Annotated in this window: 20 protein-coding genes and 1 tRNA gene; 9 read left to right on the top strand and 12 right to left on the bottom strand. The window is 74.5% G+C overall.

The window, feature by feature from the left end; all coding sequences use genetic code 11:
- Positions 1-18: 18 nt before the first annotated feature.
- Positions 19-774, top strand: a complete 756-nt coding sequence (locus tag EDD28_RS02235) for a Pr6Pr family membrane protein (RefSeq protein WP_123738140.1) — start codon at positions 19-21, stop codon at positions 772-774.
- On the opposite strand, the gene EDD28_RS02230 is transcribed toward EDD28_RS02235, so the two are convergent.
- The 7 genes from EDD28_RS02230 to EDD28_RS02200 form a co-directional block, all read right to left on the bottom strand.
- Entirely contained in the window at positions 702-1,673 is a 972-nt protein-coding gene (locus EDD28_RS02230) for an alpha/beta hydrolase (protein WP_123738139.1), read from the bottom strand. The genes EDD28_RS02235 and EDD28_RS02230 overlap by 73 nt on opposite strands.
- A gap of 1 nt (position 1,674) precedes the next feature.
- Positions 1,675-3,522, bottom strand: coding sequence for an ABC-F family ATP-binding cassette domain-containing protein (locus EDD28_RS02225; protein ID WP_123738138.1), 1,848 nt, complete (start codon positions 3,520-3,522; stop codon positions 1,675-1,677).
- A gap of 189 nt (positions 3,523-3,711) precedes the next feature.
- Positions 3,712-3,927, bottom strand: a complete 216-nt coding sequence (locus EDD28_RS02220) for a helix-turn-helix domain-containing protein (RefSeq protein WP_123738137.1) — start codon at positions 3,925-3,927, stop codon at positions 3,712-3,714.
- Positions 3,927-4,403, bottom strand: a complete 477-nt coding sequence (locus EDD28_RS02215) for a DUF2975 domain-containing protein (protein WP_123738136.1) — start codon at positions 4,401-4,403, stop codon at positions 3,927-3,929. Before EDD28_RS02215 ends, EDD28_RS02220 begins: the two co-directional genes overlap by 1 nt.
- An 84-nt stretch (positions 4,404-4,487) precedes the next feature.
- Positions 4,488-5,021, bottom strand: coding sequence for a gamma carbonic anhydrase family protein (locus tag EDD28_RS02210; protein ID WP_123738135.1), 534 nt, complete (start codon positions 5,019-5,021; stop codon positions 4,488-4,490).
- Positions 5,018-5,623 (bottom strand): MarR family winged helix-turn-helix transcriptional regulator, encoded by a 606-nt coding sequence (locus EDD28_RS02205; RefSeq protein WP_123738134.1) that lies wholly within the window; start codon positions 5,621-5,623, stop codon positions 5,018-5,020. The genes EDD28_RS02210 and EDD28_RS02205 overlap by 4 nt, the downstream gene beginning before the upstream one ends.
- Before the next feature lie 91 nt (positions 5,624-5,714).
- Positions 5,715-6,311: a TetR/AcrR family transcriptional regulator gene (locus tag EDD28_RS02200; protein WP_123739878.1), complete on the bottom strand. Its 597-nt coding sequence runs from the start codon at positions 6,309-6,311 to the stop codon at positions 5,715-5,717.
- A gap of 135 nt (positions 6,312-6,446) precedes the next feature.
- Here EDD28_RS02200 and EDD28_RS02195 point away from each other — a divergent pair.
- The 3 genes from EDD28_RS02195 to EDD28_RS02185 all read left to right on the top strand — a co-directional run bounded on the left by EDD28_RS02195 (position 6,447) and on the right by EDD28_RS02185 (position 9,192).
- Positions 6,447-6,518, top strand: a tRNA-Gln gene (locus tag EDD28_RS02195).
- A gap of 125 nt (positions 6,519-6,643) precedes the next feature.
- Complete coding sequence (gene glmU / locus EDD28_RS02190) at positions 6,644-8,215, top strand: bifunctional UDP-N-acetylglucosamine diphosphorylase/glucosamine-1-phosphate N-acetyltransferase GlmU (protein ID WP_123738133.1); 1,572 nt, start codon at positions 6,644-6,646, stop codon at positions 8,213-8,215.
- On the top strand, positions 8,212-9,192 hold the full coding sequence (locus EDD28_RS02185; protein WP_123738132.1) for a ribose-phosphate diphosphokinase: 981 nt from the start codon (positions 8,212-8,214) through the stop codon (positions 9,190-9,192). Before glmU ends, EDD28_RS02185 begins: the two co-directional genes overlap by 4 nt.
- Before the next feature lie 56 nt (positions 9,193-9,248).
- Here EDD28_RS02185 and EDD28_RS02180 read toward each other — a convergent pair whose 3' ends face one another.
- Together EDD28_RS02180 and EDD28_RS02175 are read right to left on the bottom strand one after the other, a co-directional pair.
- Positions 9,249-10,100, bottom strand: a complete 852-nt coding sequence (locus tag EDD28_RS02180; RefSeq protein WP_170169319.1) for an inositol monophosphatase family protein — start codon at positions 10,098-10,100, stop codon at positions 9,249-9,251.
- A gap of 8 nt (positions 10,101-10,108) precedes the next feature.
- Positions 10,109-10,768: a CYTH domain-containing protein gene (locus EDD28_RS02175; protein WP_245967880.1), complete on the bottom strand. Its 660-nt coding sequence runs from the start codon at positions 10,766-10,768 to the stop codon at positions 10,109-10,111.
- A 243-nt stretch (positions 10,769-11,011) separates the two neighbouring features.
- Between EDD28_RS02175 and EDD28_RS02170 the strand changes: the two genes are divergently transcribed.
- The 5 genes from EDD28_RS02170 (at position 11,012) to EDD28_RS02150 (ending at position 17,500) form a co-directional block, all read left to right on the top strand.
- Positions 11,012-11,593, top strand: coding sequence for a 50S ribosomal protein L25/general stress protein Ctc (locus tag EDD28_RS02170; RefSeq protein WP_123738130.1), 582 nt, complete (start codon positions 11,012-11,014; stop codon positions 11,591-11,593).
- Between the two features lie 94 nt (positions 11,594-11,687).
- Positions 11,688-12,284: an aminoacyl-tRNA hydrolase gene (pth, locus tag EDD28_RS02165; protein ID WP_123738129.1), complete on the top strand. Its 597-nt coding sequence runs from the start codon at positions 11,688-11,690 to the stop codon at positions 12,282-12,284.
- A 10-nt stretch (positions 12,285-12,294) separates the two neighbouring features.
- Positions 12,295-16,080, top strand: coding sequence for a transcription-repair coupling factor (mfd, locus tag EDD28_RS02160; RefSeq protein ID WP_123738128.1), 3,786 nt, complete (start codon positions 12,295-12,297; stop codon positions 16,078-16,080).
- A 45-nt stretch (positions 16,081-16,125) separates the two neighbouring features.
- Positions 16,126-16,650 (top strand): hypothetical protein, encoded by a 525-nt coding sequence (locus EDD28_RS02155; protein ID WP_123738127.1) that lies wholly within the window; start codon positions 16,126-16,128, stop codon positions 16,648-16,650.
- Position 16,651: 1 nt separating this feature from the next.
- Complete coding sequence (locus EDD28_RS02150) at positions 16,652-17,500, top strand: MazG family protein (protein WP_245967879.1); 849 nt, start codon at positions 16,652-16,654, stop codon at positions 17,498-17,500.
- A 6-nt stretch (positions 17,501-17,506) separates the two neighbouring features.
- Here EDD28_RS02150 and arfA read toward each other — a convergent pair whose 3' ends face one another.
- Genes arfA through EDD28_RS02135 form a run of 3 tightly spaced genes read right to left on the bottom strand, consistent with a single transcriptional unit; the run spans position 17,507 to position 23,021 of the window.
- Positions 17,507-19,042 (bottom strand): arabinosylfuranosidase ArfA, encoded by a 1,536-nt coding sequence (gene arfA / locus EDD28_RS02145; protein ID WP_123738126.1) that lies wholly within the window; start codon positions 19,040-19,042, stop codon positions 17,507-17,509.
- Positions 19,039-20,889, bottom strand: a complete 1,851-nt coding sequence (locus tag EDD28_RS02140; protein WP_123738125.1) for a glycoside hydrolase family 2 protein — start codon at positions 20,887-20,889, stop codon at positions 19,039-19,041. Before EDD28_RS02140 ends, arfA begins: the two co-directional genes overlap by 4 nt.
- Positions 20,886-23,021: a glycoside hydrolase family 2 TIM barrel-domain containing protein gene (locus EDD28_RS02135; protein ID WP_123738124.1), complete on the bottom strand. Its 2,136-nt coding sequence runs from the start codon at positions 23,019-23,021 to the stop codon at positions 20,886-20,888. The genes EDD28_RS02140 and EDD28_RS02135 overlap by 4 nt, the downstream gene beginning before the upstream one ends.
- Between the last annotated feature and the right edge of the window lie 8 nt (positions 23,022-23,029).

The raw sequence follows: 23,029 nt of genomic DNA, 5'->3' as shown, positions 1-23,029 counted from the left end.
GGCCGCTACGGTGGCGCCGTGCAGCCTCCACCGGTCCGCCTCGGCGCCTGGTCCGTCGTGCGTCTGCTCGGGTCGCTCCTCATCCTCGCGGCCGTCGCGCACCAGCTCACGGTGACCGTCTCGAACGCCCTCGCCTCGGCGACGCCGCACGGCTCGCACCTGCCGACCGTCGTGGTGAACTTCGTCAGCTTCTTCACGATCGAGTCCAACCTGCTGGCGGCCGCGGCGCTGGCGCTCGCCGGGGTGTGGGGGCTGCGGGCCGCCGGCGAGGGCCCCGAGCCGCGCTGGCTCGCGGTCCTGCTCGCCTGCGCCTCGACCTACCTGATCGCCACCGGCGTGGTCTACAACCTGCTGCTGCGCGGCGTCGAGCTGCCGCAGGGCACGACCGTCGTCTGGGCGAACGAGGTGCTGCACGTCGTCGGCCCGCTCCTCCTGCTCGCGGACGTGCTCCTCTCCCCGCGACGGCGACGCCTCGCGTGGCGCACCCTGGCGCCGATCGTGGCGTTCCCGATCGTCTGGGTCGCCTACACGCTCGTGCGGGGCCCGCGGGTCACGAGCCCGCTCACCGGCAACCCCTGGTGGTACCCCTACCCGTTCCTCGACCCGCACCAGCCGGGCGGTTACGCCACCGTCGCGCTCTACGTCGGCGCCATCGCGGTGTCGATCCTCGCCATCGGCGCCGGTGTCGTGCGGGTCTCGCGTCAGCGCGGCATCCCGGGGAAGGCGTCGGAGAAGAACGCGGCGGCCAGGCGGGCGGGCTCGGTCGGGTCGTAGTAGAAGCTGTGGTCCTGCTCGGGGAGCAGGTGCAGGCCGGCGTCGGCGAAGATCGTGACGTAGCCCTCCGCGTCGCTCGCCGGGATGAGGTTGTCGGCCTCGCCCTGCACGATGCTGACCGGTCCGGTGAACCGTGCCGGGACGTCGCGGACCGCCAGCTCCTGCGCCGTGACGAGGTAGTCCCGGCCGAGCTCGATGCCCAGCGCGGGCACGGGGACCGACGCGGGCGGGTTCGCCGGGTCGAAGACGGCGTCGATCAGGCGGCCGGCGGCGGTCTCGTCCGGGATCCGCACGGCCGGCGCGAGCAGCATGAGGCCGGCGACCCCGTCCCCGAGCTCACCGGCCAGCATCGCCGCGACGACGCCGCCCTGCGAGTGCCCGAGCAGGCCGATGTCGGAGACGAACGGCAGCGACCGGGCGTAGTCGTAGACGGCGCGGGCGTCCTCGATCTCGTGCGGCACCGTCATCTCGAGCATCGTGCCGCCGCTGGCGCCGTGGCCGTCGAAGTCGAACCGGATCGTCGCGATGCCCGCCTCGCGCAGCGCCGTGGCGCTGGCCCGGATCACGGAGGCGTCCTGGCTGGCCGCCAGGCCGTGCATGAGGATGACGAGCGGCACGGTCTCGCCGTCGGCGAGCTCCGGGACCTCGAGCGTGCCGACGATGCGGACGTCGTGCCGGGTCACCTCGAACGTCTCGGAGGTCCAGCTCGGGCTCGGCGACGGCGCCGCGCTCGACGACGGGGACGGGGCCGGCGACGCGGCGGCGCCCCCGGCGTCGTCCCCGGCCGTGCACCCGGCGAGCGCAAGGGCGAGGCCGAGCGACCCGCCCGCGGCGGCGCGTCGCCAGCGCCCGGCTCGGGTGTCCGCCGGGCGGCGGCGCGGCGCGATCGTCCCGGCCACGTCAGCCGAGCGTCTCGGACAGCTCGAGCCAGCGCTCCTCGAGCTCGCCGATCTCGGCCTCGACGGCGCGCAGCCGCGCGCCGAGCGCCGCCAGGCCCGCGTAGTCCGCGACGTCGTGCGCCGCCATCTCCTCGTGCAGCGCGACCGCATCCGCCTGCCGCTTGTCGAGCTTGCGCTCGATCGAGGCGAGCTCCTTGCGGCTCGCGTGCCGCGCCGCGCCGCCCGGCTGGGCCGCGGGGGAGGCCGGCGTCGTGCCCGTCGGCGTGCCCGGTGCGGACGCGGCGACGGAGCCCGACGCGGCGGAGCGAGCCGACGGCGCGGAGGAGGACGTCGTCGTCCCGCGGCGCGCCCGCAGGGCGAGGTACTCCTCGACGCCGCCGGGCAGGTGACGCAGCGACCCGTCGAGCACCGCGTACTGGTCGTCGGTGACGCGTTCGAGCAGGTAGCGGTCGTGGGAGACGACGACGAGCGTGCCCGGCCAGCCGTCGAGCAGGTCCTCCATGGCGGCGAGCATGTCGGTGTCCATGTCGTTGGTCGGCTCGTCGAGGACCAGGACGTTGGGCTCGCCCAGCAGCGTCAGCGCGAGCTGGAGCCGGCGCTTCTGACCACCGGAGAGGTCGCGGACCGGCGTCGCGAGGTGGGCGGAGGTGAAGCCGAGGCGCTCGAGGACCTGCCCCGGCGTGAGGTCGTCGCCCGTCGAGGAGCGCATCGAGACGCGCAGCGGCGCGATGACGTCGGCGACGCGCTTGTCCGCCTCGGTGGTCAGCTCGGCGAGGTCCTGCGACAGCCAGGCCGCCTCGACGGTCCTGCCCCGCTTGACCCGGCCGGCCGTCGGGGCCAGCGTCCCGGTGACGAGGCCCAGCAGCGTCGACTTGCCGGCCCCGTTCGCGCCGAGGATGCCGACCCGGTCGCCCGGGCCGAGGATCCAGGAGATGCGGTCGAGGACGTCGGTCCCGGGCACGTAGGAGACGCTGGCGTCGACCAGCTCGACGACGTCCTTGCCCAGGCGCGCGGTCGCCATGCGGGTGAGGGCGACGCTGTCGCGCACGGGTGGCACGTCGGCGATGAGGGCGTTGGCGGCGTCGATGCGGAACTTGGGCTTGCTCGTCCGGGCGGGTGCGCCGCGGCGCAGCCACGCGAGCTCCTTCTTCATCAGGTTCGCGCGCTTGGCCGCGACGGTGGCGGCCTGGCGGTCGCGCTCGACGCGGGCGAGGACGTACGCCGCGTAGCCGCCCTCGAACGGCTCGACGATCCCGTCGTGGACCTCCCAGGTCGCGGTCGTCACCTCGTCCAGGAACCAGCGGTCGTGCGTGACGACGGCGAAGGCGCCGCTCCCGCGCGCCGACCGCTCCTTCAGGTGGTTCGCGAGCCACGTCACACCCTCGACGTCGAGGTGGTTGGTCGGCTCGTCGAGCAGCAGGACGTCGGGGTCCTGGACGAGGAGGGCCGCCAGGGCGGTGCGGCGCCGCTGCCCGCCGGAGAGCGCGCCGACGGGCTGGTCCCACGGGACGTCGGCGAGGAGGCCGTCGATGATCGACCGCGCGCGGGGGTCGGAGGCCCACTCGTGGTCGGCCGCGTCACCGACGACGGCGTGCCCGACGGTCGCCTCGGGATCGAGCGAGTCGGTCTGGTCGAGCAGCCCGACGCTCGTGCCGCGCCGCAGCGTGACGCGGCCGGAGTCCGGCGTGGTGCGCCCGGCGAGCAGGCGCAGGAGGCTCGACTTCCCGTCACCGTTGCGACCGACCACGCCGACGCTGTCCCCGTCCTCCAGGCCGAGGCTCACACCGTCGAGGACGGTGCGGTTGGGGAACGCGAGGCGGATCGAGTCAGCGCCGAGAAGGTGTGCCATAGCGCGGTCAAGGCTAGTGCCAGCCGCCGGGCGCTCTTCCCCCGTCCGCTCTCTGCGGACGAGCGCGACGATCCCGCGGGGCGCAGCCCCGGCCCGGCCTCGCGACCTGCGGCGATGCCGGAGCTCGGCCGGTGGGCGCTCCGCCCGTCCGCGGAGAGCGGACACCCGGAGCGGCAGCCCGGGCGCGCGCTACTCCGGCTCGTCGGGCACCCAGCGCAGGACGTCGCCGGGCTGGCAGTCGAGCACGCGGCAGATCGCCTCCAGCGTGGAGAAGCGGATCGCCCGCGCGCGGCCGTTCTTGAGGACGGCGACGTTGGCCGGTGTGATCCCGACCGCCGCCGCGAAGTCGCCGACCGCCATCTTGCGGCGCGCCAGCATGACGTCGAGGTCCACCACGATCGGCATCAGATCACCCCGTCCAGCTCGCCGCGGTCGTGCGCCGCCGATCGGAGCAGCCCGCGCATGACGACCATGAGCAGCGCGAGCGCGATGCCGGCGGCGACGGTCCCGAGCAGCGTGAGGGCCACGCCCGGCCCGCCGACCTGCGCGACCCCGACGAGGTGCACGAGGACGCCGGCGCTCAGGACGGTGGCCACGCCGATCGCCACGACGATGGCGTCGACCCAGCGCAGCGAGCCGACCGAGAAGATCATCCCGTCCGCGACGAGCGAGAGGAGGCGCCAGATGACGACGAGGACGACCTCGGCGCACGCGATCGCGAGGATCGCGGCGACCGAGTACGGGACGACGAGGTGCTCGACCTCGGGGTAGAGGACGCCGATCTCGGACGCGGCGATCGGCACGAGGACCTGCGCGAGCACCGCGCCGAGGAGCAGGACGATCAGCATGACCCGGAGCAGGACGATGACGAGTCTGGACATGTGTCGATGATCGATCGTTACCGATCGATAGTCAATAGGTATCCGGAAGTCGGGCGGGTTCGGCCGGGCGGCCCGGGTGGCGGCTCAGTCCGCGTCGTCCTCGGCGCGGTGCGCGGCCGCGAGCTCCAGGTAGTGCGCGGCGTTGTGCCGCAGGTGCTCCTTCTCGGCGTCCGTGAGGTCGCGGACCACGCGCGCCGGGACGCCGGCCGCGAGCGTCCCGCTCGGGACGACCTTGCCCGGCGTCACCAGCGCGCCGGCCGCCACCATGGCCCCGGGCTCGACGACGGCGCCCGACATGACCGTCGAGCTCATCCCGATCAGGCAGCCGTCGCCGATCGTGCAGCCGTGCAGCACCGCGGCGTGGCCGACGGAGACGTCGTCGCCGACCACCGTCGGGAACTCGTCGTCGACGTGGACCACGACACCGTCCTGGAGGTTGGAGCGCTCGCCGATCGTGATGGACGCGCAGTCCGCGCGCAGCACGGCCCGGTAGAAGACGGCCGAGTCGGCGCCGATCCGGACGTCGCCGACGACGACGGCCCCGGGGGCGAGCCAGGCGCTCGGCGCGATCCGCGGGGCGGTGCCGGCGAACGGTCGGACGACGGGTGACTCGGTCATGCGGATCCTCCGGTGCCATCGGGTGACGGGGTGGCGGGTGGCTCGTCGGACGAGCCAGCGGCCACCCGACCGCCGGCCGCCCGCGCGGACGGCTCGTCCGCCCGTCCGACCGGGCTCGGCTCGAACGCGCCGAGGAGTCGGCGCAGCAGTGCGGCGAGCGTCTGGGAGTCGCCCTCGGTGAGGGGGGCGAGCAGGTCGCGCTCGTGCGTGACGAGGTCGGCCACGGCGGCGTCGACGGCGGCGCGACCGCGCGACGTCAGCCGGACGAGCACGATCCGGCGGTCGCCCTCGGAGCCGCGGCGGTCGACAAGGCCGCGCTCGACGAGCCGGTCGATCCGGTTCGTCATCGTTCCGGAGGACACCCGCGTCTGCGTCACGAGCTGGCCGGGCGTGAGCTCGAACGGCTCACCCGCGCGGCGCAGCGCGGCCAGGACGTCGAACTGCCAGACCGTGAGGTCGTGGCCGGCGAACGCCCGAGCCCGCACCTCGCCCACGTGGTCCGCGAGCCGGTACAGCCGGGAGAAGACCTCCATGGGCTCGACGTCGAGGCCCGGCAGCTGGGAGCTCCACGCGGCGGTGATGCGGTCGACGACGTCGGACATGAGGGAACCCTAACTTCTCGACGTCGAGAATCTCTAGCATCAAGATGTCGAGCCCGACGGGGCGGACCCCGACGCCGTCGCCCGGCGACGGTCAGCGGGTCCGCAGCTCGGGGGAGTCCTGCAGCTCCGCCAGGCCGTTCCACGCGAGGTTCACCAGGTGCGCGGCGACCACGCGCTTGTCCGGCGAGCGGGCCTCGAGCCACCACTGGCCGGTGAGCGCGATCATCCCGACGAGCATCTGCGCGTACATCGGCGCCGTGCTCGGGTCGAGCCGACGCCGCTCGAACTGCCGCGCGAGCAGGTGCTCCACCTGGGTGGCGACGTCCCCGATGAGGGAGGAGAACGTGCCCGTCGCCTGCGCGACCGGAGAGTCGCGGACGAGGATGCGAAAGCCGTCGGTGTGCGCCTCGATGTAGTCGAGCAGGGCGAGCGCCGTCTGCTCCAGCGTCACCTTCGGGTGCTGGGGACGGGACAGCGCCTCGCCCAGCACGCTCGTGAGCCGCTGGACCTCGCGGTCGACGATGACGGCGTACATCCCCTCCTTGCCGCCGAAGTGCTCGTACACGACGGGCTTGGAGACGTCGGCGCGCGCCGCGATCTCCTCGACGCTCGTCGCCTCGAACCCGCGCTCGGCGAACAGCACCCGGCCGACGTCGAGGAGCTGCTCTCGCCGCTCCCGCGCCGTCATCCGCTGCCGCGCCGCGCGGTGGGGCCGCGGGCGCAGCTGACCGGGGGTCTCGGGAAGGCTCACGGGACCATCATGCCCTGGGGCCTCCGGCGCGCCCTGGCACAATCGCTGGGGCGGAGGGCGTGACCCCTCCGGTCCGCCCTGGTGTAACGGCAGCACGCCGGCCTTTGGTGCCGGGAGGTCCGGGTTCGAATCCTGGGGGCGGAGCCCGCGCGGCGCTCGCGGGGGCCGCGTCGGCTCGGCTCCGCTCGGCCCGCTCGCGGAGCGGGTGGGGTGATCGGCGCACTAGAGTGGTCGAGCCCGCCCCGTTCGCGTCTCTGGGAGTCCACCACGTGACCGACCCACGCCCCGCCGCCGTCATCGTCCTCGCCGCGGGTGAGGGTACCCGGATGAGGTCGGCCACCCCGAAGGTCCTGCACGCCATCGGCGGTCGCACCCTCCTCGGCCACGTCCTCGCCACGGCGCGCGCGCTGGACCCGGAGGCGCTCGCCGTCGTCGTCCGGCACGACCGGGACCGGGTCGCCGAGCACGCCCTCGCGCTGGACCCCGACGTCCTCGTCGCCGACCAGGACGCGATCAAGGGCACCGGGCGCGCCGCCTGGTGCGCGCTGGAGGCGCTCGACTCCGCCGCGACCGCGACGACCGGCGCCCCCGTGAGCGGTCCCGTCGTCGTCCTCGCGGGCGACGTCCCGCTGCTCGACGCCGGCACGCTGGGCGAGCTGCTGGCCGCGCACACCGCCGACGGCAACGTCGTGACGGTGCTGACCACGCGCGTGCCGGACCCCACGGGGTACGGCCGGATCGTCCGGACGGACGACGGCCAGGTCGAGCGGATCGTCGAGCACCGCGACGCGAGCCCCGAGGAGCTGGCGATCGACGAGATCAACACCTCGGTGTACGCCTTCGACGCCGACGTGCTGCGCGCCGGGCTCCGCACGCTGCAGGACCCGGCGTCGGACGCCGCGTCCAACGCGCAGGGCGAGGTCTACCTCACGGACGTGCTCGCGCTGGCCCACGCCCACGGTGCCGTCCGCGCGATCGAGACGCCCGACCCGATCATCGTCGAGGGCGTCAACGACCGCGTCCAGCTCGCGACGCTCGGCGCCGAGCTCAACCGCCGGGTGCTCGAGACCGCGATGCGCTCCGGCGTCACGGTCGTCGACCCGGCGAGCACCTGGGTCGACGTCACGGTCACGCTCGAGCAGGACGTGACGCTCCTGCCGGGGACGCAGCTCCTCGGCAGGACCAGCGTCGCCACCGGCGCCGTCATCGGCCCGGACACCACGCTCGAGGACGCGACGGTGGAGGCGGGCGCCCGCGTCCTGCGCTCGCACGTGACGGACGCGCGGATCGGCGAGGGCGCGTCGGTCGGCCCGTACACCCACCTGCGCACGGGGACGGTGCTCGGCCCGCGCTCGGCGATCGGCGCGTTCGCCGAGACGAAGAACGCCGAGCTCGGCGCGGGCGCGAAGGTGCCGCACCTGTCCTACGTCGGCGACGCGGTGGTCGGCGACGCGGCGAACATCGGCGCCGGCGTCATCACGGCCAACTACGACGGCGTCGGCAAGCACCGCACGGTCATCGGCGCGGGCGCGTTCGTCGGCTCCGACACGACGCTGGTCGCGCCGATCGAGATCGGTGGGGGCGCCTTCGTCGCCGCCGGCTCGACCGTGACGCGCGACGTCGCCCCCGGTGCGCTCGCCGTCGAGCGGGCGCAGCTCAAGATCATCCCGGGCTGGGTCGCGCGGCGCCTCGAGGGCACCAAGTGGGCCGCCGCGGCGCAGCGGGCGATCGAGGCGCTCGGGGAGAGCGTCGACGAGGAGTCGGGCCGCGACGCGGCGGGGCCGAGCGGGCCGGCACGCCCGAGCGGGACGGACGAGGCACACGGAGGACACACGGCATGAGCGGCATCACCACGTTCGGCGAGCGGCGGCTCGTCCTCATCTCGGGACGGGCGCACCCGGAGCTCGCCGAGCGGGTCGCGGAGGAGCTCGGCGTCGACCTCGTGCCGACGACCGCCTACGACTTCGCCTCCGGTGAGATCTACGTGCGGTTCCAGGAGAGCGTGCGCGGCGCCGACGCCTTCGCGCTGCAGAGCATGACGGCCCCGATCAACCAGTGGATCATGGAGCAGCTGCTCATGGTCGACGCGCTCAAGCGGGCCTCGGTCAAGACGATCACGGCCGTCATGCCGTTCTTCCCCTACGCCCGGCAGGACAAGAAGCACCGCGGCCGCGAGCCGATCTCGGCCCGCCTCATGGCCGATCTCTACAAGACCGCCGGCGCCGACCGGCTCATGTCGGTCGACCTGCACGCCGCGCAGGCGCAGGGCTTCTTCGACGGCCCGGTCGACCACCTGTTCGCCATGCCGACGCTGGTCGACTACGTCCGCACCCGCGTCGACACGGCGAACGTCACCGTCGTCTCGCCCGACGCCGGCCGGATCCGCGTGGCCGAGCAGTGGGCGGCGAAGCTCGGGGGCAACCCGCTCGCGTTCGTCCACAAGACGCGCGACATCACGCGCCCGAACTCGGCCGTCGCCAACCGCGTCATCGGCGAGGTCGCGGGCCGCGACTGCGTGCTCGTCGACGACCTCATCGACACCGGCGGCACCATCGCCGAGGCCGTCCGCGTGCTCCGGGAGAACGACGCCCGGTCCGTCATGATCGTCGCGACGCACGGCGTCCTGTCCGACCCCGCCCCGCGCCGTCTCGCCGAGTGCGGCGCCAGCGAGGTCGTCATCACCGACACCCTCCCGATCCCGCGGGACAAGCGGTTCCCCGGCCTCACGGTCCTGTCGATCGCGCCGCTCCTGGCGCGCGCGATCCGCGAGGTGTTCGACGAGGGCTCGGTCACCAGCCTGTTCGACGGCAACGCCTGAGGCGCGGCCCGGCGGCGTCCGCCCGGGCGTCGCCCGACCCCGGGCGGCGGGAGAGCTCAGGCGTTCCCGATGACGTCGAGCAGCCGCTCCGCGTCGGCCTCGGTGGCCGCCGCCAGCACGGAGTCCGACCCGAACGTCCACGGCTCACCGTGGACGTCGAGCGCGACGCCGCCCGCCTCGCGCACGGCGAGCACGCCGGCCGCCGTGTCCCACGGGTGGTTGCCGAACAGCACGGCGGCGCTCGTCCGGCCGGTGGCGACCCAGATCAGCTCGGTCGCGGAGCTGCCGACCATCCGCAGCCGCCCGACGACGTCCGACACGGCCGTGACGATCCGGGCGCGCGTCCGGCCGGGCCACGGACCGGAGTTCGTCCACGAGAAGTCGCCGACGGTGACGCACCCGGCCGCGAGGTCGCCGCGGTAGGTCCGCGTGCGGAACGCCTCGCCCGACGGCGGGACCTCCCACGTGCCGCGGCCGAGCGCGCTCCACACGATGCGACCGCTCGGCATCTCGCCGGTGGCGCCGGCGACCGGGCGGCCACCGCGGGCGAGCGCGACGTTGCTCGCGACCAGGCCGATGTCCGCGACGAAGTTGGCGGTCCCGTCGACCGGGTCGACGATCCACCGGTCGGGGGCGTCGAGGTCGGGGGAGCCCTCCTCGCCCTGGACGGGCAGGTCCGAGGAGCTGAGGACCGCGCGGATCGCCTCCTCGGCGGCCAGGTCGGTGGCCGTGAGCAGGTCGGCAGCGTGACCCTTGACGGCGACGACGTCGCGGGTCGGCGCCGTGGCGATCACGGCGAGGCCGGCCCGGACGGCGGCGACCGCGAGGGCGGCGTCGGCGGTGTCGTCGGCGGTCGCGTCGGGTCCGACGTGCGCGACGGGGACCGGGCCGGGGGTGAGGTCGGACATCGGGGGCATCACTCCGGGAGAAGCTGGGCGTTGGTGCCGAAGTCGCCGCGCATCCGGGGTCCGGCGGCGGCTAGCTCGGCCAGGTAGGTGGCGGCCCACTCCCCGTAGGGGCGGGCGGCGAGCGACTCGTTCGAGAACCGTCGGTCGTCGGTCAGCTCGGTGACGCACCACGACGGGATCTCGAGGTCGGTGACCGGGGCCGAGCGCTCGCACTCCGCGACGACGAGCGGGGCGTTCGCGCCGCCGAACACATCGACGGCCCAGCCGTCCGAGCCGGCCCACACCGAGTAGCGCGTCTTGACCATCGGCATCCCGCCGCGGCGGATCAGCTCGACCGCGACGTCCGGGTCGACGTGCCGCTCCGACTCGTACCGGGTCCCGCCGACGGCCGGCCCCTTGATGGTGACCGTCGCCAGCGTCGCGGCGTCGTGGAACTCGGCCAGCACCTCGAGCGGCCGGGAGGACGCCGACAGGTTGGCCTCCACGTCGCTGGCCTGGACCCGGACGCGGAGGGCGTAGCCCGCGTCGGCCAGGTAGTAGGACTGCACGATGAGGGCGGGCGCGTCGCGGAGCTGCGCCGGGAAGTCGGTCACGAGGAACCGGCGCTCGTACTCGAAGTCCTGCGCGTCGGCGAGGGACTCCAGCGACGGCGGATCGTTGCGTTCCACGCCTCCATCCTCCCATCCGCTGGCCGACTCGGGGGCGGCGCGGGGCCGACTCGGGGGCGGGGCGGGCCGGCCGAACACCGCGCGAGCGTTGCGCGCGGCCCGTGTAGACTGTTCCGGTTGCCTCGGCGAGGGATGAGAGATCCGTAATCGGCGCGGCGGGCCAGCGCCTCGAGCGCGCCCGACGCCGCGCGAGACCGGCGATCCGGCCCTGCCGCCCCCGACTACGTTCCCTGGAGGACCCCCATGTCCGATGTCATCAACGGCACGAAGCGCACCGAGTTCGGCAAGGGCGCTGCCCGTCGCCTCCGTCGCGCCAAGCAGGTTCCCGCGGTCCTCTACGGCCACGGCACCGACCCCGTCCACCTCGCGCTCCCGACGCACGACGTGTTCATGCTCGTCAAGGGCTCCGCGAACGCGGTCGTCGAGATCAGCTTCGAGGGCGGCAAGGAGCTCGCGCTCGTCAAGTCCGTGCAGCGCGACGTCGTCTCGAACGACATCGAGCACCTCGACCTCCTCCTCGTCCGTCGCGGCGAGAAGGTGACCGTCGACGTCCCCGTCCACGTCGTCGGCGAGTCCGCCGTCGGGACGAACCACCAGCTCGAGCTCCTCACCCTCGAGCTCCAGGCCGAGGCCACGAACATCCCCGAGGTCATCGAGGTCGACGTCGACGGCCTGACCGACGGCACCGTCGTCCGGGTCGGCGACCTCAAGCTCCCCCAGGGCGTCACCACCGAGATCGACCCCGAGGCCGACGTCCTCACGGTCTCCGAGATCCGCGTGGTCGAGGACGAGGCCGACACCGAGACCGGGGCCGAGGAGGCCTGATCTCCCACGTCGAACCGGGGAAGGTCGGCGGGCTCACGGCCCGCCGACCTTCCCCGTTCCCGTTCCCACCCCGTCGTGTCCGCGAGGAGGACGCATGACCAGCCCGTGGCTCGTGGTCGGTCTCGGCAACCCCGGCGCGCAGTACGAGGGGAACCGGCACAACGTCGGGGCGATGGTGCTGGCCGAGCTGGCGCGCCGGATGGGCGGGCGGCTCACCTCGCACAAGGCGCGCGCGAGCGTGCTCGACGGCCGGCTCGGCCTGCTGCCGGGCGGTGTCCCGGGTCCGCGCGTCGTGCTGGCCCGCCCCGCCACGTACATGAACCTCTCCGGCGGCCCCGTCGCCGCGCTGGCGCAGTTCTACGGGATCGATGCCGACCACGTCGTCGTGCTGCACGACGAGCTGGACATCCCGGCGCACGAGGTGCGGATCAAGAAGGGCGGCGGCGAGGGCGGCCACAACGGCCTGCGCTCGATCTCCTCCGCCATCGCGACGAAGGACTACGTGCGCGTCCGGATCGGCGTCGGACGCCCCCCCGGTCGGCAGGACCCGGCCGACTACGTGCTGTCCAACTTCCCGGCGTCCGACCGGGACGACCTCGGCGTCACCATCCAGCTCGCGGCCGACGCGGTGGAGGACATCGTGACGAGCGGCGTGCTGGCGGCGCAGAACACCTGGAACGCGAAGTCCTGAGGGGGACCCCATGAAGCTGTCCGGCATCCTCCCGATCCTTGCCGAGGACGCAGCGACCCGCGCCGCCCTCGCCGTCCTGCCCGCGCGGGGCGAGCTCGACGTCGTCGCGCCCGCGGGCGTCCGCGCCCCGTTCCTCGCCGAGCTCGCGGACGCCGCCGGGAGCGGCGGTGGCACCCGGGACGGCGGCGGCGCCCGGCAGCTCGTCGTCGTGACGGCGACGGGTCGCGACGCCGACGAGCTGGCCGCCGCGCTGCGCGCCTACCTGCCCGCCGACTCCGTCGCGGTGCTGCCGGCCTGGGAGACGCTGCCGCACGAGCGACTCAGCCCGCGCGCCGACACGGTGGCCAAGCGCCTCGCCGTGCTGCGCCGGCTGGCCCACCCCGAGGTCGCGGAGGCTCCGGGCGTGCCCGGGGCCGGCGCACCCGACGCCGGCGCCCGCCCCGGGCACGGCGGGCCGATCCGCGTCCTCGTCGTGCCGTCGCGCGCCCTCCTCCAGCCCGTCGCCACGGGGCTGGGCGACCTCGCCCCGGTGAGCGCGCGCGCGGGCGAGACGCACCGCATCGAGGACCTCGCGGCCGCGCTGACGGCGGCGGCCTACACGCGCGTCGACATGGTCGAGAAGCGCGGCGACTTCGCCGTCCGGGGCGGCATCCTCGACGTGTTCCCGCCGACCGAGGACCACCCGCTGCGGCTCGACTTCTGGGGCGACGACATCGAGGAGATCCGCTGGTTCGCGGTCGCGGACCAGCGCAGCCTCGAGATCGCGCCCGACGGGCTGTGGGCGCCGCCGTGCCGCGAGCTGCTCCTCACGCCGCGGGTGCGCGAGCGGGCGCTCGGCCTGCGTGACGCCCTGCCCGGCGCGACCGACATGCTCGAGCGGATGGCCGAGGGCATCGCCGTCGAGGGCATGGAGTCGCTGACGCCGGCGCTCGTCGACGGCATGGAGCAGGTGCTCGACCTCGTCGACCCGGACGCGCTCCTCGTCCTGGTCGATCCCGAGCGCATCCGCCGCCGGGCGCACGACCTCGTGGCGACGACGGACGAGTTCCTCGCCGCCGCCTGGACCTCGGCGGCCGCCGGCGGCTCGGTCCCGCTCGACCTGTCGGCCGCGAGCTTCGTCACGCTCGCGCAGGCGCGTGCGACGGCTGCGCGGCGCGGGCTCGGCTGGTGGTCGCTCACGCCGTTCGCGCTCGGCGGTGTCGACGACGCGGACGCCCCGGCCGACGCGGACGCCTCGGCCGACGCGGACGAGCCGATCGGCGCCGCGACCACGCTCCGCGTCGACGCGCGCGACGTCGAGGGGTACCGCGGCGAGATCGCGCGGGCGATCACGGACCTGCGCGACCTGATCCGCGACGGCTGGCGGCTCGTGCTCGTCACCGAGGGCGCCGGGCCGGCGCGCCGCTGGTCCGAGCAGCTCGGCGAGGCGGACGTCGCGGCGCGGCTCGTGGCCGACCTGCCCGAGGAGCCCGAGCCCGGTGTCGTCCACGTGACGACCGCGACGATCGGCAAGGGCTTCGTCATGCCGGCGGAGCGGTTCGCCATCTTCACCGAGGCCGACCTCACCGGCCGCGCCGGCACGTCGACGCGCGACATGCGGGCCCTCGCCCCGCGGCGGCGCAACGTCGTCGACCCGCTCGCGCTGCGCGCCGGCGACTACGTCGTGCACGAGCAGCACGGCGTCGGGCGGTTCGTCGAGCTGGTCCAGCGCACCGTCACGGCCGGCGGCCGGCCGGGCAGCGACAGCTCGGCGATGCGCGAGTACCTCGTCATCGAGTACGCGGCGAGCAAGCGCGGTCAACCGGGTGACCGGCTCTACGTGCCGACCGACGCGCTCGACCAGGTCACGAAGTACGTCGGCGGCGAGGCGCCGAGCCTGTCGAAGATGGGCGGCGCCGACTGGAAGAACACCAAGGCGAAGGCGCGCAAGGCGGTCAAGGAGATCGCCGGCGAGCTGGTCCGGCTCTACGCGGCACGGCAGGCGACCCAGGGGCACACCTTCGGCCCTGACACCCCGTGGCAGCGCGAGCTGGAGGACGCCTTCGACTACGTCGAGACGGCCGACCAGCTCGTCACGATCGACGAGGTCAAGCGGGACATGGAGAGGTCGGTCCCGATGGACCGGCTCATCCTCGGCGACGTCGGCTACGGCAAGACCGAGGTCGCCGTGCGGGCCGCGTTCAAGGCGGTCCAGGACGGCAAGCAGGTCGCCGTCCTCGTGCCGACGACGCTCCTCGTCTCCCAGCACCTGCAGACCTTCACGGAGCGGTACGCGGGCTTCCCGGTCAACGTCGCCGCGCTCTCCCGGTTCCAGACGGACGCGGAGTCGAAGACGGTCAAGGAGGGCGTCGCCGACGGGACGATCGACGTCGTCATCGGCACCCACCGCCTGCTCACCGGCGAGGTCCGGTTCAAGGACCTCGGCCTCGTCATCATCGACGAGGAGCAGCGGTTCGGCGTCGAGCACAAGGAGACGCTCAAGCAGCTCCGGACCAACGTCGACGTCCTCGCGATGAGCGCGACGCCCATCCCGCGCACGCTGGAGATGGCCGTCACGGGCATCCGGGAGATGTCGACGCTCGCGACCCCGCCGGAGGAGCGCCACCCCGTGCTCACCTTCGTCGGGCCGTACGAGGAGAAGCAGATCACCGCGGCGATCCGTCGCGAGCTGCTGCGCGAGGGCCAGGTCTTCTACGTCCACAACCGCGTCGAGTCGATCGAGAAGGCGGCGTCGCGGCTCGCCGAGCTCGTGCCGGAGGCGCGGATCGGCGTCGCGCACGGGAAGATGAACGAGCACCAGCTCGAGCGGGTCATCCAGGACTTCTGGGAGAAGCGGCTCGACGTGCTCGTCTCCACCACGATCGTCGAGACCGGGCTCGACATCGCCAACGCGAACACGCTCATCCTCGAGCGGGCCGACGTGCTCGGCCTCTCCCAGCTCCACCAGCTCCGCGGACGCGTCGGCCGCGGACGGGAGCGCGCCTACGCCTACTTCCTCTACCCGCCGGAGAAGCCGCTCACCGAGACGGCGCACGACCGGCTCGCCACCATCGCGGCCAACACGGACCTCGGTGCCGGCATGCAGGTCGCGCTCAAGGACCTGGAGATCCGCGGCGCGGGCAACCTGCTCGGCGGCGAGCAGTCGGGGCACATCGCCGGCGTCGGGTTCGACCTGTACGTCCGGATGGTCTCCGAGGCGGTCGGCCGCTACCGGGGCGAGGACGTCGAGGAGCTGGCCGACGTCACGATCGAGCTGCCGCTCGACGCGCACATCCCGCACGAGTACGTTCCGCACGAGCGGCTGCGGCTCGAGGCGTACACCAAGATCGCCTCGGCGGCGACGCCCGAGGACGTCGAGGCGGTGCGCGAGGAGCTGGTGGACCGCTACGGTCCCGTGCCGCCGAGCGTCGAGCTGCTGTTCCAGGTGGCCGGCCTGCGGACCGTCGCGCGGTCGGTCGGGGTCACCGCCATCACCGCCCAGGGCCAGTTCATCCGGTTCGCGCCGGTCGAGCTGCCCGACTCCGGCGTCGTCCGGCTCAAGCGGCTCTACCCCCGCTCGATCATCAAGGCGGCGGTCCGCACGATCCTCGTGCCGGCCCCGACGCAGCGCTCGTCGTCCTCGCCCGTCGCGGGGGAGATGCTGCGCGACGGCCCGCTCGTGGAGTGGGTGCTCGGCGTGCTGCGCGGCGTCGTCGGCGGCAGCGTCGCGGCCGCCGCCGCCACGGCCGCCGCGGCCAGCGACGGGACGGGTGACCGGGCGTCGTCCGCGTGGTCCCTCGGGGCCCGGCGCGGCTAGGATCGGCCCAGGCCCCTGTTCCCGATCCGTCCCCCGGAGGTCACCGTGCGGCTCCGCACAGCTGCCCGCGTCGCGCTCGTCCCCGTCGCGCTCGCCCTCGCGCTCGGCGCGTGCGCCCGCCCGGGGACGGCGGCCACCGTCAACGGCGTCCGGATCACGGACGCGGAGCTCGCGGCCGTCGCGAGCGACTACGCGCGGCTCAACCTGCCGGCCGATGCGCCGACCGTGCTTTCCGACGTGGTCGCGACCGTGCCCCTGATGGAGGCCGGCGAGCGGCTCGGGTTCGGCGCCTCGCGCGAGCAGGCGGTCGCGCTGCTCGACCAGACCGCGACGGCGAACGGCGTCGAGCCGTTCGAGTACTCCGAGCCGATGATCGCGATCGCGCAGCGGGTCGTCATGCTGTCCTCGATCGAGGACGAGCAGACCCAGGCGGAGCTCGTCTCAGCCTTCGGCGAGGCCGACATCACCATCAACCCGCGCTTCGGAACGTTCGACGCCACGACCGGGCTCGGCCCCGCCTCGTGGGAGTGGATCATCGGCTCGGGCTCGGACGCCCTGGCCGCCGGCTGACGTGACGGACCGCGCGTCGAGCGACGGCGCGTCGGCCGAGCGCCCGTCGACCGACCGCGCGCAGCCGCCGAGCTCCGCGCCGGCCGAGCGGGTCGCCGCCGCGCTGCTCGACGCCGTCGCGGTCATGCACGAGCTGCGCTCGCCGGGCGGCTGCCCGTGGGACGCGGAGCAGACCACCGCCTCGCTCGCGCCGTACGCGGTGGAGGAGGCGTTCGAGGTGGCGGAGGCCGCCGAGTCCGGCGACCTCGACGCGCTGCGCGAGGAGCTCGGCGACCTGCTGCTCCAGGTGCTGTTCCACGCCCGGGTCGCCTCGGAGGTGCCGGCCTCGGCCGGCGGGTTCTCGCTCGCCGACGTGGCCGAGGGGCTGAGCGCCAAGCTGCGCCGCCGCCACCCGCACGTGTTCCCCGACGCCTCGGGGTCCGTGACCGACGCCAGCGACGCCGAGGCCGTCAACCGGCAGTGGGACCGGATCAAGGCGGCCGAGCGGGCCGCGTCCGCGGAGCCGGGCGCCGCCGGTGCGGCTGCCGACGGCTCGGGACGCTCGTCCGTGCTCGACGGCATCCCGGAGGCGCTGCCGGCGCTCATGCGCGCGCAGAAGGTCCTGCGGCGCGCCCGGCGCGCCGGCATCGCGGTGGGCCCGGTCTTCCCCGATGCGCTCGACGACCTCCGTCCGGCGGGCGAGGGCGCGGCTGCCGATGCCGCCGCCGACGCGCTGGCCGCCGAGGTCGGCGCCGAGCTGCTGGCCGTCGTCGCGCGCGCCGAGGCGGCGGGCGTCGACGCGGAGGGCGCGCTGCGCGCCCAGGTCCGCGGCATCGGCGCCCAGGTCCGCGAGGCGGAGCACCGGGGCTGACGCCCCTCAGCTCGGCCCGGCCACCCTGAGCCGCACGACGTTCCACGAGATCGGCGGCAGGTCGAGGCGCACGACCCCGCCCTCGACCCGCACGTCCGCCGCCTCCCGCGGCAGCACCGTCGCGTCGTCGTCCGCGCTCGCCTGCCAGGTCGGGTCCGCGTGCCAGTACGTCGTGGCGGAGACCACCTCGACGTGCGCCCAGCGCAGCGCGACCTCGAGCTGGAGCGGTTCGTCCTGCGCGCGGCTCACGGCGAACACGGTGACCTCACCGGCCTCCTCGTCCCAGGTGGCGGTCGCGTCCACCAGGGGCACGTCGCCGTACGCCTGGGTCGGGTACGTCGGCGACTCGACCGCCGCGCGCAGGACGACGCCGCGCGCGAGGGCCGCCGCCTGGGCGAACGGGTGGAAGATCGTCTGCTTCCACGTCCCGGCGCCCGGCTCCGTCATGATCGGCGCGATGACGTTGACGAGCTGGGCCTGGGCCGCCGCGTGCACCCGGTCGGCGTGCCGCAGCAGCGAGATGAGCAGGCTCCCGACGACCACGGCGTCCGCGACCGTGTAGTGGTCCTCGAGGATCGCGGGGGCGACGGGCCAGTCGTCGCCGCTGGGCGGGACCGACTCCGGCCGCACCCGGGAGACGTTCCACTCGTCGAAGGAGATGCCGAGGACCCGGTCGGACTTCAGCTCCGCCCGCACGGCGTCGATGGTGGCGACCACCGAGTCGATGAAGCCGTCCATCGCGACGGCGGAGCCGAGGTAGGCCGCCAGGCCCACCTCGCGCTCGTTGAAGTAGATGTGCGCGGAGACGAGGTCGACCAGGTCGTAGGTCTCGCGCAGGACGGCGTGCTCCCAGGCGCCGAAGGTCGGCATCCCGGGGAACGACGACCCGCAGGCGACGAGCTCGAGGTCGGGCTGGAGCTGACGCATGGCCCGGGCGGTGGCCGCGGCGAGCCGTCCGTACTCCTCCGGGGTCTTGTGGCCGGTCTGCCACGGCCCGTCCATCTCGTTGCCGAGGCACCACAGCCGGATCCCGTGCGGATCGTCGGCCCCGTTGGAGCGCCTCAGCTCGGACAGGGCCGTCCCGGCTGCGACGTTGCTGTACTCCAGCACGTCGAGCGCCTCGGCGACGCCGCGGGTGCCGAGGTTGATCGCCATCATCGGCTCGACCCCGGCCTTGGCGGCCCAGACCATGAACTCGTCCAGCCCCACCGTATTCGGCTCCGTGGAGTGCCACGCCAGATCCAGCCGCCGCGGCCGATCCTCCACCGGCCCGATCCCGTCCTCCCACCGATACCCCGACACGAAGTTCCCACCCGGGTAGCGGACCATCGTGACGCCGAGCTCGCGCACGAGGTCGATCACGTCGGTGCGGAAGCCGTCCTCGTCCGCCAGCGGGTGGCCGGGGTCGTGGATGCCGCCGTAGACGCACCGCCCGAGGTGCTCGACGAAGGAGCCGAACAGCCGCGGCCGGACGCGGCCGACCCGGAACGCCGGGTCCACCACGACCCGGGCCGCGACGTCCGGGCCGGCACCGGCCGTCATCGTCGCACCCCGCCCGAGCGGATCGCCGCCGCGATCCGGTCCGGGTCGGCCTTGGGCTCGCGGTCCTCGGTGAGGAGCCCGTTGCGCTCCTGCTCCGTGTCGGTGAGCTGGGTGTAGCAGAAGCCGGCGATGCCCGAGCCGACGACGGCCGTCACGAGGCTCTCGAGCCGTTCGAGCAGCTCCTCGCCGTCGGCGACGCCGCCGTACCCCGCCCACGTGCCGTCGTGCGTGGCGAGCGTGAAGCCGCCGAACTCCGACAGCACGACCGGCCGTCCCTCGGCCGCCTCCGGGCAGCCGGCGGCGTCGAGCACGACGCGGCGTCCGCTCACGCTGCTGGTCGTGACGAGCGCGGCGCGGTCGGCGAGCATCGCCGCGAGCGCGTCGGGGTCGTGCCGGTAGTCGTGGACGCCGACGACGTCGCCGGCCACGTACTCCCAGCCGTCGTTCCCGATGACGGGGCGCGTCGGGTCGAGCGCCTTCGTCAGGTGGTGCAGCGCGCGGACGGCGTCGCGCTGACGCGGGTCGACGGAGACCTGCTCGACGCCCCAGCTCTCGTTGAACGGCACCCACGTCACCACGCTCGGATGGCTGCGGTCGCGCCGCACGAGGTCGAGCCAGCCGCGGACGGTCCGGTCCAGCGACGTCGTGGAGTAGCGGAAGCTCGCGGGGGAGTCGACCCAGACGAGCAGCCCGAGCCGGTCGCACAGCTCGAGGAAGCGCGGGTCCGCCGACGTCTGGTGCATCCGCAGCCCGTTGAAACCGAGCCGCTTGATCCAGCGCACCTCCTCCTCTAGCGCGGCCTCGCTCGGCGCCGCGAGGTGCGACGTCGGCCAGTAGGCCTGCTCCAGGACCAGGCGCAGCAGGTACGGCCGCTCGTTGAGCAGGAACGCCCGGTCGTCGACGCGCGCCGAGCGCAGGCCGACGTAGGAGCCGACCGCGTCGAGCTGGGCACCCGCCGTCGTGCCCGCCGCGTCCGTCGCGCCGGACGCGTCCCCGGACCCGCCGCCCGCGCGCAGCTCGATCCGCGCGTCCAGGAGCACGGGGTGCTCGGGGGACCACCACAGCGGCTCGAGCGTCGCGCCGCCGACCGCCTCGCGGAGGCTGAGGCTGACCTCGGCCCTGGCCGCGGCGACGGAGCCCGACGCGGAGGCGAGGTCCCGCCCCTGCGCCGAGAGCACGACGCGGACCTCGGCGCCGGGCGGCGTCGCCCGCGACGTCTCGACCGTGAGGTCGACGATCCCGGCGATCGGGTCGGTGCGCCACCACAGCTCGGCGACGTGCGCCTCCGGCACCTGCTCGACCCACACCTCGCGCCAGATCCCGCTCGTGCGCTGGTACCAGATGACGTGCGGGTCGACCTCCCAGTCCTGCTTCCCGCGCGGCTGCTCCAGGTCGGACCGGTCGTCGCGCGAGCGGACGACGACGACGTGCGGGGCGTCGGGCCGGGCCGCGACCTGCGGCGTGACGTCGACCTCGAACGGCGTGAAGCCACCGACGTGGTGCGCGACGTGCTGCTCGTCGACCCAGACGTCGCACTCGAAGTCGACCGCCTCCAGGTGCAGGATCGTCAGCATGCCCGGCCGGGGGTCGAGCCGGACCTCGCGGCGGTACCAGTGGATCGCCACGTCGTCGATCTCGACACCGGAGGCCGCCGACTCGGGCGGGAACGGGACCTCGATCGTGCGCTCGAAGGCGGTCCCGGTCCGCCACCACTCCTCGGTCAGCCCCACCTCGGCCGGGTCGGCGCGGTGCTCCCACGGCCCGGTCAGCGAGGTCCAGCCGGGTCGCGTGAGCTGCGGACGGGGATGGGCGGCAGGTCGTCCTACCTGCGTCGTCTCGGTCGTCATCGTTCCTCGCTCCTCTCGATGCTGCCCGCGTCGACAACGGCGCGGGCGTGGGAAGTTCCGTCGTCGCCCTCGAACCAGACGAGGAGCCGGGCCGGGCCGTCGGGCCGCGGCACCGGCAGGGCGACGGGGGCGCTCAGCACGAAGGGCTCGACCGTCATGGCGGGCCCGTCAACGACGCCGGCACCGTCGCCGAGGCCGGCCCCGACCGTGCCGCGCGGCCGGGTCCATCGCGCGCGCAGGCGCCCGGTCAGCCGCCGCGTCCCGTGGTGGGACACGTGGACCGGGAGCGCGTCCGGCCACCGGTCCGGGTCGATGTCGGCCCCGGGAGCCGCGGGCAGGACGTCGACGACGAGCGTCGTCGGGGCGTGCACGTCGGAGCTCGCGAGGCCGCCCGTGTCCTTGAGGCTGCGGTCGGCGAAGTGGATGCCCGCGTTCTCGTGCTCGACGTCGGTCAGCTCGCAGTAGACGTAGCCGCTGCCCGCGTCGTGCCGGCGCAGCTCCTGGGTCTGCCACTGCATGGCCCAGGCGCGGTCCACGGTCGTGTGGCCGGTGCCGTACTCGCTGTTGAGGACCGGCGCGCCGGGCGGCACGCGGCGCGGCTCGACGTGGAGCGCGCGCTCGTGCCACAGCCCGGACGGGAAGGGGACGGGGAAGCTGCCGCGGGTGCCGTTCGTCAGCCCGGCGGTCACCTCGGCCCACGTCGGCAGGTCGGTGATGTAGCAGTGCCAGTCGACCAGGTCGGTGTCGACGTGGTGCCAGCCCGAGTTGTCGACGACCGGCCGGGTGGGGTCCAGCGCGCGGAACCGGGCGACCAGCCCGGCGAGCTCGTCCTGCCAGACCGGCTCCCGGTGCAGCCCGAAGTCGTAGCCCCACTCCTCGTTGTAGAGACCCCAGACGACGATCGCCGGGTGGCTCCCGTCGCGCCGGACCATCCCGGCGGCGACCTCCTCGAACGCGGCCGCGCCCTGAGCCGAGTGTCGGCCTGGGCTCGGCGGCTCCGCCCAGACCAGCATGCCGAGCCGGTCGGCGTGGTGCAGCCAGCGCGGCTCCTCGAGCTTGATGTGCTTGCGGACGAGGTTGAACCCGGCTCGCGCGGCCAGCTCGAGGTCGTGCCGCAGCGCGTCGTCGCTCGGGGCGGTCATGCCGGTGCGCGGCCAGTAGCCCTGGTCGAGCACACCGCGGACGTACAGCCGCTCGCCGTTCAGCCAGAGCGCGCCGTCCCGCGTCTCGACGCGGCGCAGCCCCGCCCAGGTGGTGACGCGGTCGACGCCGTCGGAGCTCTCCGTCGTCACCCGGAGCCGGTGCAGGACGGGCGCGTCGGGGTGCCACGGGGCCGCGCCCGGGGTGTCGAGCCGGAGCCGGGCCGTCCCGTCGTCGTCGGTGGAGCCGGACACGGGGACGGGCGCCGCGACGGCGCTCGCGACGGCCTCCCCGGCGTCGGCAGCCGCCTCGGGGTCCCAGGCGATCGTGACCCGCGCGTCGGCGCGGCGGGGACCCGCGACGTGGACGACGACGTCGAACCCGGTGAGCGAGTCGCCGCCGGCGACGACGGCCGCGGCGTGGGTGGCCGCCCGCGGCTCCAGCCAGACGGACTGCCAGATCCCCGACGTCGGGCTGAACGAGACGCTGTCGTAGTCGTCGGAGGGGAGGGAGCGCTGCTTGCCGTGCGGGAGGTCCCGCTTGTCCAGCGGCGCGTGGACGCGGACGACGATCTCGGCCGCGCGGTCCGCGTCGAGCGCGTCCGTGACGTCGACGTCGAAGGGCAGGTAGCCGCCGACGTGCTCGGCGAGCAGCCGCCCGTTCACCCACACCCGGGCCTCGTGGTGCACCGCGCCGAAGCAGAGGAAGACGCGGTCGGCGCCCCAGCCGTCCGGCACCGTCACCGTCCGGCGGTACCAGGCCGTCGCCAGCCACGGCTCGTGCACGCCGGACGCCTCGCTGCTCCAGGCGAACGGCACGGTGATCCGGCTCGCCAGGCGGTCGGGCAGGTCCGCCGGACCGTCCGGCGCGAGGGTGCCGGACTCGTCGGGCTGGAGCTCCCAGGTGCCGTTGAGCGCGAGCCAGCGCTCGGAGCGGTCGAGGTCGGGACGCGGGTACTCGGGTCGGGGGACCGGGGTGGGGCTGGGGGACACGGCGTGAC

The organism is Salana multivorans (genome assembly GCF_003751805.1).
Taxonomy (GTDB): Bacteria; Actinomycetota; Actinomycetes; order Actinomycetales; family Beutenbergiaceae; genus Salana; species Salana multivorans.
Note: the sequence above shows the minus strand (reverse complement) of the source record. Positions and strands in the feature narration are given on the sequence as shown.

Bases quoted from the DNA above. Each gene is read 5' to 3' on its own strand.
- EDD28_RS02220 (WP_123738137.1), bottom strand. From the start codon at position 3,927: ATGCCGATCGTGGTGGACCTCGACGTCATGCTGGCGCGCCGCAAGATG.
- EDD28_RS02225 (WP_123738138.1), bottom strand. From the start codon at position 3,522: ATGGCACACCTTCTCGGCGCTGACTCGATCCGCCTCGCGTTCCCCAAC.
- EDD28_RS02205 (WP_123738134.1), bottom strand. From the start codon at position 5,623: ATGTCCGACGTCGTCGACCGCATCACCGCCGCGTGGAGCTCCCAGCTG.
- EDD28_RS02185 (WP_123738132.1), top strand. From the start codon at position 8,212: ATGAGCGGCATCACCACGTTCGGCGAGCGGCGGCTCGTCCTCATCTCG.
- pth (WP_123738129.1), top strand. From the start codon at position 11,688: ATGACCAGCCCGTGGCTCGTGGTCGGTCTCGGCAACCCCGGCGCGCAG.
- EDD28_RS02200 (WP_123739878.1), bottom strand. From the start codon at position 6,311: ATGACGGCGCGGGAGCGGCGAGAGCAGCTCCTCGACGTCGGCCGGGTG.
- EDD28_RS02170 (WP_123738130.1), top strand. From the start codon at position 11,012: ATGTCCGATGTCATCAACGGCACGAAGCGCACCGAGTTCGGCAAGGGC.
- arfA (WP_123738126.1), bottom strand. From the start codon at position 19,042: ATGACGGCCGGTGCCGGCCCGGACGTCGCGGCCCGGGTCGTGGTGGAC.
- EDD28_RS02180 (WP_170169319.1), bottom strand. From the start codon at position 10,100: ATGTCCGACCTCACCCCCGGCCCGGTCCCCGTCGCGCACGTCGGACCC.
- mfd (WP_123738128.1), top strand. From the start codon at position 12,295: ATGAAGCTGTCCGGCATCCTCCCGATCCTTGCCGAGGACGCAGCGACC.
- EDD28_RS02210 (WP_123738135.1), bottom strand. From the start codon at position 5,021: ATGACCGAGTCACCCGTCGTCCGACCGTTCGCCGGCACCGCCCCGCGG.
- EDD28_RS02140 (WP_123738125.1), bottom strand. From the start codon at position 20,889: ATGACGACCGAGACGACGCAGGTAGGACGACCTGCCGCCCATCCCCGT.
- EDD28_RS02215 (WP_123738136.1), bottom strand. From the start codon at position 4,403: ATGTCCAGACTCGTCATCGTCCTGCTCCGGGTCATGCTGATCGTCCTG.